Source organism: Cupriavidus basilensis (genome assembly GCF_029335485.1).
GTDB lineage: Bacteria > Pseudomonadota > Gammaproteobacteria > Burkholderiales > Burkholderiaceae > Cupriavidus > Cupriavidus basilensis_E.
The window spans coordinates 59,391-68,451 of the sequence record NZ_JARJLM010000130.1 but is presented as its reverse complement, the minus strand read 5'-3'; the positions used below and the strand labels follow the sequence as shown (position 1 = coordinate 68,451).

5 protein-coding genes and 1 tRNA gene are annotated in these 9,061 nt (G+C 65.7%); 5 read left to right on the top strand and 1 reads right to left on the bottom strand.

What is annotated here, in order from left to right:
• The first annotated feature begins 278 nt into the window (after positions 1-278).
• From dnaG to P3W85_RS07655, 3 genes are all read left to right on the top strand, one after another.
• Complete coding sequence (dnaG, locus tag P3W85_RS07665; RefSeq protein ID WP_276264330.1) at positions 279-2,093, top strand: DNA primase; 1,815 nt, start codon at positions 279-281, stop codon at positions 2,091-2,093.
• Positions 2,094-2,514: 421 nt separating this feature from the next.
• On the top strand, positions 2,515-4,860 hold the full coding sequence (gene rpoD / locus P3W85_RS07660) for an RNA polymerase sigma factor RpoD (protein WP_430869510.1): 2,346 nt from the start codon (positions 2,515-2,517) through the stop codon (positions 4,858-4,860).
• A 24-nt stretch (positions 4,861-4,884) separates the two neighbouring features.
• Positions 4,885-4,963 (top strand) — tRNA-Ile (locus P3W85_RS07655).
• A 207-nt stretch (positions 4,964-5,170) separates the two neighbouring features.
• On the opposite strand, the gene P3W85_RS07650 is transcribed toward P3W85_RS07655, so the two are convergent.
• Positions 5,171-5,965, bottom strand: a complete 795-nt coding sequence (locus P3W85_RS07650) for an IclR family transcriptional regulator domain-containing protein (RefSeq protein ID WP_276264325.1) — start codon at positions 5,963-5,965, stop codon at positions 5,171-5,173.
• Between the two features lie 179 nt (positions 5,966-6,144).
• Between P3W85_RS07650 and P3W85_RS07645 the strand changes: the two genes are divergently transcribed.
• Entirely contained in the window at positions 6,145-7,767 is a 1,623-nt protein-coding gene (locus tag P3W85_RS07645) for an acyl CoA:acetate/3-ketoacid CoA transferase (protein ID WP_276264324.1), read from the top strand.
• A gap of 188 nt (positions 7,768-7,955) precedes the next feature.
• Entirely contained in the window at positions 7,956-8,954 is a 999-nt protein-coding gene (locus P3W85_RS07640) for a Bug family tripartite tricarboxylate transporter substrate binding protein (RefSeq protein ID WP_276264323.1), read from the top strand.
• Positions 8,955-9,061 lie beyond the last annotated feature (107 nt).

The following is a 9,061-nucleotide window of genomic DNA, read 5'->3' as shown; positions in this document are numbered from 1 at the left end:
CGTATCCGGCCTGGTCAAGGCCGCGCTGGCCGGGGCTTGAGCCAGGGGTGCCGTCGGGAGCCGGCGTGCTTCGCGCCTGGCCGGTACATCCGGGGCCATGAGCGTGCCCCGGCCCCGGCCGCCCGACACCCCACGCCGCGGCTGGCTGCAATCCGTTGCGTCTGCACTACAATGTAGTGTTAAGGGCCGGAAAGCGTAGTTCCGGTCACGCCTTTCATCACGATGATATTGCCGGCGCCCGGTCTCGCGGGTGGCTGTGCATGAGGACGACAAGCCGGGTGATTCCGCAATCCTTCATTCAGGACCTGCTCAACCGTGTCGACATAGTCGATGTGGTGGGCAAATACGTGCAGTTGAAGAAGGGCGGCGCCAATTTCATGGGGCTGTGCCCCTTCCACAACGAAAAATCGCCGTCTTTCACGGTCTCGCCGACCAAGCAGTTCTACCACTGCTTCGGTTGCGGCGCGCATGGCTCGGCCATCGGCTTCCTGATGGAATACTCCGGCCAGTCCTACCCCGACGCGGTGCGCGAGCTGGCGCAATCGGTCGGGCTGTCGGTGCCCGAGGAGCGTGACCGCCTGCCGGCGGCCCAGCGTGCCGAGCACCAGGCGCGCTCGCTCGCGCTGTCCGACGCCATGACCCGCGCCACCGAGTTCTACCGGCGCCAGTTGCGCAGTGCCCCGCAAGCCATCCAGTACCTCAAGGGCCGCGGCCTGACCGGCGAGATCGCCGCGCAGTTCGGCCTTGGCTACGCGCCGGACGACTGGCAGGGGCTGGAACCGGTATTCGGCAGCTATCGCGACGACGCCATCGCCGGCCCCCTGGTGGAGGCCGGCCTGATGATCGAAAACGCCGAGAAGCGCGACGCCGACGGCAAGCCGCGGCGCTACGACCGCTTCCGCGACCGCATCATGTTCCCCATCCGCAGCACCAAGGGCCAGGTGATCGGCTTTGGCGGGCGGGTGATGGGGCAGGGCGAGCCCAAGTACCTGAATTCCCCGGAGACCCCGCTGTTCAGCAAGGGCACCGAACTGTATGGCCTGTTCGAGGCGCGCCATGCGATCCGGGAAACCGGCTATGTTTTGGTGGTCGAAGGCTATATGGATGTGGTGGCGCTGGCCCAGCTTGGCTTTGCCAACGCCGTGGCCACGCTCGGCACCGCCTGCACCGCGGTGCATGTGCAAAAGCTGTTGCGGCAGACCGATGCCGTGGTGTTCTCCTTCGACGGCGACGCCGCCGGACGCCGGGCGGCGCGGCGTGCACTGGAGGCGTGCCTGCCCTATGTGGCGGACAACAAGACCATCCGCTTCCTGTTCCTGCCGGCCGAGCACGATCCGGACAGCTATGTGCGCGAGCAGGGTACCGATGCCTTTGCCGCGCAGGTGCGCGATGCCATGCCGCTGTCGCGCTTCCTGCTCCAGGTGGTGACCGAGGGGCAGGAATTGCGGCAGCCGGAAGGCCGCGCACGCGCCCAGTACGAGGCCAAGCCGCTGCTGCAGGCGATGCCCGGCGGCGGCCTGCGCCTGCAGATCGTGCGCGAACTGGCGGACGCGACCGGAACGACGCCTGCCGAGATCGAAGCGGTCTGCGGGCTGGCCAGCGACCCGGTACGGGTCGGCCGCTTCGCCCAGCCGCGGCCGCGCAGCAAGCGCCAGGCGCCGACCGGGCTGGAGCAGCGTGTGTTGCAGCTGCTGATGTGCTATCCGCAGCTCTCGGTCCGGCTCGACGCCGACAGCCGCGTGCTGCTGCTGGAGGACGAGCAGGCCGATGCCGAAGTGCTGGCGCACCTGGTGTCGGCGTGCGACGAGTTGCGGGGCGAGGTGAACTTTGCCGCCTTCAGCGAGCATCTGGCGCAGTCGCCGTACGCCGAGGTCTATGCCAATGTGCGCGTGGCGGTGCTGCGCGAAGAGATCGAAGAGGAGCCGGCGCAGCAGGAGTTCGACGCCGCCATCGCCAAGCTGCTGGCCGGGCCTTTGCGCCGCGAACTCGACAGCCTGCAGGCGTCGGTGGTCATGGGGACGGCGGACGAGGCGGCCAAGAGCCGCATGCGCTGGCTGGTCACGGAGATCAACCGCCGGCGGCAGCTGGGTTGAGGTCCGGCACGCCAAACCGGGGAGGGCGCGGTGTGACGGATAGGTTATGCGCGAATGAAGAATAAATAAGGGCTTGGCCCGGCATTGCTGAGCTTAAGCCTTGATTTTTCAGGTGAAAACCTCACCTGATGGGAAGCCGGCTAATTGTGACGTGCTACAATTACCGGTTTGGATTGCGAAATCTTTCTCTCCAGTTCTGGTGAAAGTGAGCGTGCCAATGGCAAAGGCCAAAGCAACCGAAAAGGTTTCCACTAAAGCTCCCCAATCAGGGAGCGGCAAGGCGTCCGTGACATCAGCGGCGGCTGAGAAGACAGCCGCGTCAGTCAGGACGCCAGCCCAGCCTGTGCCAGCTAAGACCGCTCGGAGCGCCAAGGCGCCCGCTGCGACCGCTTCCACCGGAACCCGCAATTCCGAAAACCCGATGCCCTCGACTTCGGCACGCGAGAGCGGCAATAGCGCCAATACGAGCGGCAAGCACGCCGCATCTGTACCAGTGAAAGGCAAGAGTATCACCGTGGCGAAACAGCAGAACACCGAAGTCGAGAGCAAGCGAACGGCAGCGACCAGCGCCAAGACCGGCAGCCCCACGGCGGGTACGACCGGGCCCGAGGCCACGCCGCATGCCACCACTTCCGCCCCCGTTGCATCCGAGCGTCCCGCCGCTCCGGCAGTCAAGCCGGAGCCGAAGAAGCGTGGCCGCAAGCCCAAGGCCGGGATGCAGCACGACGACAGCACAACAGACGACGTGACTGAAGAGCTTTACGAAGACGAGATGCCCGCTGCAGCGCCGGCGGCCGCGCCCAGGAGCGAAAAGCAGAAGGCCCGCGACCGCAAGGCCAAGGAAAAGGCCCTGCTCAAGGAGTTCGCGTCGACCCAGCAGGGCACCGAGGAAGAACTGGAAGCACGCCGCCAGAAGCTGAAGGCACTGATCAAGCTGGGCAAGTCGCGCGGATACCTGACCTACGCGGAAATCAACGATCATCTGCCGGACGACATGGTCGATTCGGAAACGATCGACACGCTGGTTGCCACGCTGAACGACATCGGGATCGCCGTCTACGAACAGGCGCCCGATGCCGAAACCCTGCTGCTCAACGACAACGCGCCGTCGGCCACCAGCGAAGAAGAGGCCGAGGAAGAGGCTGAAGCCGCCCTGTCCACGGTGGACTCCGAATTTGGCCGCACCACCGATCCCGTGCGCATGTACATGCGCGAAATGGGCACGGTGGAACTGCTCACGCGCGAAGGCGAAATCGAAATCGCCAAGCGCATCGAGGCCGGCCTGAAGGACATGGTGATGGCGATCTCGGCCTGCCCCGTCACGATCTCCGAGATCCTGGCGCTGGCCGAGCGCGTTGCCAGCGACGAGATCAAGATCGACGAGTTCGTCGATGGCCTGATCGATCCGAACGCCGACGACGTGCCCGCGGCCGCGCCCGCGCCCGTGGTGGCGGCAGCGGCCGAGGAAGAGGACCTGGAATCGGACGACGAAGAGTCCGAGGAAGACGAGGACGACGACGCCGGCGGCCTGGCTGCTTCCGCGCGCCAGCTCGAGGAACTGAAGCAGGGCGCGCTGGAGAAATTCCGCGTGATCGCCGAGCAGTTCGACAAGATGCGTCGTTCCTTCGAGAAGGAAGGCTACAAGTCCAAGGCCTACGTCAAGGCCCAGGAAGCCATCCAGAACGAGCTGATGACCATCCGCTTCACCGCGCGCAACGTCGAACGCCTGTGCGACACGCTGCGTGGCCAGGTGGACGAAGTGCGCAAGCTCGAACGCTCCATCCTGAAGATCGTGGTGGACAAGTGCGGCATGTCGCGCGCGGATTTCGTCGCCCGTTTCCCGGGCAATGAAACCAACCTCGAGTGGATCGGCACCATCATCGCCGATGGCAAGCCGTACAGCACCATCGTCGAGCGCAACGTGCCGGCCGTGCACGAGCTGCAGCAAAAGCTGATCGACCTGCAGGCGCGCGTGGTACTGCCGCTGAAGGAACTGAAGGACGTCAACCGCAAGATGAGCGAGGGCGAGAAGCGCGCCCGCGAAGCCAAGCGCGAGATGACCGAGGCCAACCTGCGCCTGGTGATCTCGATCGCCAAGAAGTACACCAACCGCGGCCTGCAGTTCCTCGACCTGATCCAGGAAGGCAATATCGGCCTGATGAAGGCTGTGGACAAGTTCGAATACCGCCGCGGCTACAAGTTCTCCACCTACGCCACGTGGTGGATCCGCCAGGCCATCACCCGTTCGATCGCCGATCAGGCGCGCACCATCCGTATCCCGGTGCACATGATCGAAACGATCAACAAGATGAACCGCATCTCGCGCCAGATCCTGCAGGAAACCGGCAACGAGCCGGATCCGGCAACGCTGGCCGAGAAGATGGAGATGCCGGAAGACAAGATCCGCAAGATCATGAAGATCGCCAAGGAACCGATCTCCATGGAAACGCCGATCGGCGACGACGACGATTCCCATCTGGGCGACTTCATCGAAGACACCAATACGCTGGCCCCGGCCGAAGCAGCGCTGCATGGATCCATGCGCGATGTGGTCAAGGACGTGCTAGACTCTCTGACCCCGCGCGAAGCGAAGGTCTTGAGGATGCGCTTCGGTATCGAAATGAGCACGGATCACACACTGGAAGAAGTCGGCAAGCAGTTCGACGTCACCCGTGAACGGATTCGCCAGATCGAAGCCAAGGCACTGCGCAAGCTGCGTCACCCAAGCCGCTCCGACAAGCTGAAGAGTTTCCTCGAAGGCAGCTGATCGGTTCGCCGGTCTGACTTCCCCGGGCCTCTAGCTCATGCCTGGTTAGAGCAGCGGACTCATAATCCGTTGGTGCCGTGTTCGACTCACGGGAGGCCCACCATTGTTGGAAAAAAGAAGCCCCGCAGGGAAACCTGCGGGGCTTCTTTTTTCTTTGTGACGTGTGGCTTCCTGCCGCGCAGCCGGTCCGACAGGGAGGGGGCGTGCCGGCTTACGCGGCGCCATCCTAGGCCCTGCGCGGCGGCCATGCCATGGACCGGCGTCCGGGCTCTCGCGGCGTGGCGCCGGGCCGGCGGTTCTTGCCGAGGGCTTAGCGCCTGCGCAGCAGCGTTTCGATGTCACCGGCCGCGCGCCTCAGCGCCGGCAAGTGGTGGCGCACGAGATGCGCTTTATCCCGGCTGCCCAGCACCATGCTGAAACCCAGCCCGGCTACCACCTTGCCCGATTCCGCGCGCAGCGGCACCGAGATGCCGGCGAAGCCATCGACCAGTTCGCTGACGAGCGTGCAATAGCCGTCGCTGCGCACCTGCTTGAGGGTGCGCGCCAGCGCCGTGCGCGAGCTGACCGTGAACGGCGTGAGCTTGCGCAGTTGTGCCGTGGCGAGATAGGCCTCGAGTGCCGCGTCGTCCAGTCCCGCCAGCAGCACGCGGCCCAGGGAGTGGGCGTAGGCCGGCATGCGGCGGCCCACGCCCATGTCGACGCGCAGGATCTGCGGCGGCTCCTCGCGCGCGACGAGTGCTACCGATTCGCCATCGAGCACGCCCAGCGAGCAGGTTTCGCCCGCTTCTTCCGACAGCGCTTTCAGGTAGGGCCCGGCCAGGCGCGGCAGGTTCATCGAGGCGAAATAGGCAAAGCCCAGGTCCATCACGCGTGGCGTGATGGAAAACTCCCGGCCATCCTGCGCGAGGTATCCATTGTGCTGCAATGTCAGCAGCAGGCGCCGCGCCGCGGCGCGGGTGACGTCAAGCTGCTCCGCCACATCCTGCACGGTGAGGCTCGATGCGCCGGAGGCAAACAGCCGCAGCAGCGCCAGTCCCTTGGTCAGCGAATCGAGCAGCTCGTCCCTTTTTTGCGGGTTGTCCTGGGGCGTGTCGGGGCTGTTCATTGGCGGAGAGTGGAGGAAATAGCGTGATTCTAGTGCGCTGAACGTACTTGCGCGATGCCGGCATGACTCCGTATGATATGCGTTTTGCGAACAAATGTTCGCAAAACGTGGTGAGACGCAACGCGGGCCAACCAGCCCGCCGCCATGCGGCCGGCGAAAAGAATACGATGGAGACAGCCATGAAGGTCATCAGCGCGCAGCAGGCCGCTGCGCTCGTGCAATCCCAATGGACCGTGGCCAGTGCCGGTTTTGTCGGGGCCGGGCATGCCGAGGCCGTGACGGAGGCGCTCGAGCGGCGCTTCCTGGACAGCGGCATGCCGCGCGACCTGACGCTGGTGTATTCGGCGGGGCAGGGCGACCAGGGCGCGCGCGGGGTCAACCACTTTGGCAATGCCGGCATGACCGGCCGTATCGTCGGCGGGCACTGGCGTTCCGCCACGCGGCTGGCGGCGCTGGCCATGGCCGAGCAGTGCGAGGGCTACAACCTGCCGCAGGGTGTGCTGACGCACTTGTACCGTGCCATCGCCGGCGGCAAGCCTGGCGTGATGACGAGGATCGGCCTGCACACCTTCGTCGATCCGCGCACGGCACAGGACAGCCGCTACCATGGCGGCGCGATCAACCGCAGCGCGCAGCAGGCGATCGCCGGGAACCGCGCCAACTGGGTCGAGGCGATCGAGTTTCGTGGCGACGAATACCTGTTCTATCCAAGCTTCCCGATCCACTGCGCGCTGATCCGCTGCACCGCGGCCGACAGCCGCGGCAACCTGAGCACGCACCGCGAGGCCTTTCATCACGAACTGCTGGCGATGGCGCAGGCGGCCCACAATTCGGGTGGCATCGTGATCGCGCAAGTGGAGTCGCTGGTGGATCGTCACGACAACCTGCACGCCATCCATGTGCCCGGCATCCTGGTCGACTACGTGGTGGTCAGCACGGACCCGGCGCATCACCAGATGACGTTCGCCGAGTCATTCAACCCGGCCTATATCGCGCCGTGGCAGGGCGAGACAGCGAGTGCCGCGGCCGCACCGGCTGCAGCCCCCGCGCTTGACGCCCGTACCATCGTGCAGCGCCGCGCGGTGCTGGAACTGGCGCGCCGGCAGCCGCGCGTGGTGAACCTGGGGGTCGGCATGCCTGCCGCCGTCGGCATGCTGGCGGCGCAAGCCGGCCTCGACGGCTTCACCTTGACTGTTGAGGCCGGCCCGATCGGCGGCACGCCGGCCGATGGCCTCAGCTTTGGCGCCTCGGCTTATCCGGAGGCGGTGGTCGACCAGCCGGCGCAGTTCGATTTCTACGAGGGCGGGGGCATCGATCTCGCCATCCTCGGGCTGGCCGAGCTGGACGGGCATGGCAACGTCAATGTCAGCAAGTTCGGCGAAGGCGACAACGCCCTGATCGCCGGTGTCGGCGGCTTTATCAATATCACGCAGAGTGCCAAGGCCGTGGTGTTCGTCGGCACGCTTACCGCCGGCGGCCTCGAGGCGTGCGCCGAGGATGGCGCCCTGCGCATCGTGCGCGAGGGCTGCGTCAAGAAGATCGTGCCGCAGGTTTCGCATCTCAGTTTCAACGGTCCCTACGTGGCCTCGCTGGGCATCCCCGTGCTCTACATCACCGAGCGTGCGGTGTTCGAGATGCGGCCCGATGCGATTGGCGCCGAGTGCCTGACGCTGATCGAGATCGCGCCCGGCATTGACCTGCAGCGCGATGTGCTGGATCAGTGCGCCACGCCGGTCACGGTGGCGGCCGACCTGCGCGTCATGGACGCGCGGCTGTTCCGCCCCGGCCCGCTGAAGCTCTGACACCCTGAAGCCGGCGGGCGCATGCCAGCCGGTTTGCCGTCCAAAAACGATAAGACCGGCCGTGACCGGTCATGGAGGAGGCCATCGAAGCTTTGTCCTGTCTTTCCCGTTAGTTTGCTGGATCGCCGACGCGCGCGGGGGCTGTTGAGCCGGCACGCGTCATTGCTGGATACCGTTTCATACCCATCATGCAGAAGACAAGCCGTCGTACTTTCACGCGCCGCGCAGGCGCGGCCCTCCTGGTTGCCGCGCTGCCGCTGTGCGCATCGCAAGCATTCGCGCAGGCCTATCCCTCCAAGCCGATCCGCCTTGTCGTGCCGTTCCCGCCGGGCGGCCCGACCGATACCGCCGCACGCATCATCGGCCAGAAAATGGGTGAATCGCTCAAGCAGACAGTGGTGGTGGACAACCGCCCGGGCGCCTCCGGCACGATCGGCGCGGAGGCGGTCGCCAAGAGCGTGCCGGATGGCTACACCCTGATGGTGCTGGCCACGCCCACGCTGCTGGCGCCGCACCTGATCAGCCGCAAGGGCTACGACATCTTCAAGGATTTCACGCCGGTCGGTGCCGCCTATGACCTGCCCATCGTGATGGTGGTCAATCCGCAGGCCATGCCCGACGTGACGGACCTGCAGCAATACATCGCCCGCGCCAAGGCCCGGCCTGGCGCGCTCAACTACACCAGCGCCGGCAATGGCAGCTTTGGCCACCTGTCCACGGAGCTGCTCAAGAACCTGGGGCGTTTCGATGTCCAGCATGTGCCCTACAAGGGCAGCGCGCCGGCGATCTCGGATTTGCTGGCCGGACAGGTGCCAATGATGTTCTCGGACATGATCGCGGCGCTGCCGCATATCAAGGCCGGCAAGCTGCGGCCCATCGCGGTAGGCTCGGCCAGGCGCGTGAGCTTTACGCCCGATGTGAAGACAGTAGCGGAGCAGGGCTTCCCCGGCTTCGAGGCAACCGCCTGGGGCGGCTTGCTGGCCCCCGCCGGCACGCCCAAGGACGTGATCGCCAGATTGTCGGCCGAACTCAAGGCCGCGCTGGCCGATCCCGTGGTGCAGGAAAAGATGCTGGGCGCCGGCACGGTCGCGGCCTACCAGCCGCCCGAGCAGCTGGCCGCGCGCATGCGCAACGACTACAAGAAGTGGGGCAAGGTGATCCAGGACAACGGTATCAAGAGCGACTGAGACGACGGCATCGATCGGCGATGGTCTCTACTGGCGCCAGCCAGGACTGGATCTGTAGTGGGGGAAGGCCGGACATGCGGGGTTGTCCGGCCTTTTCTTTTGCCTGG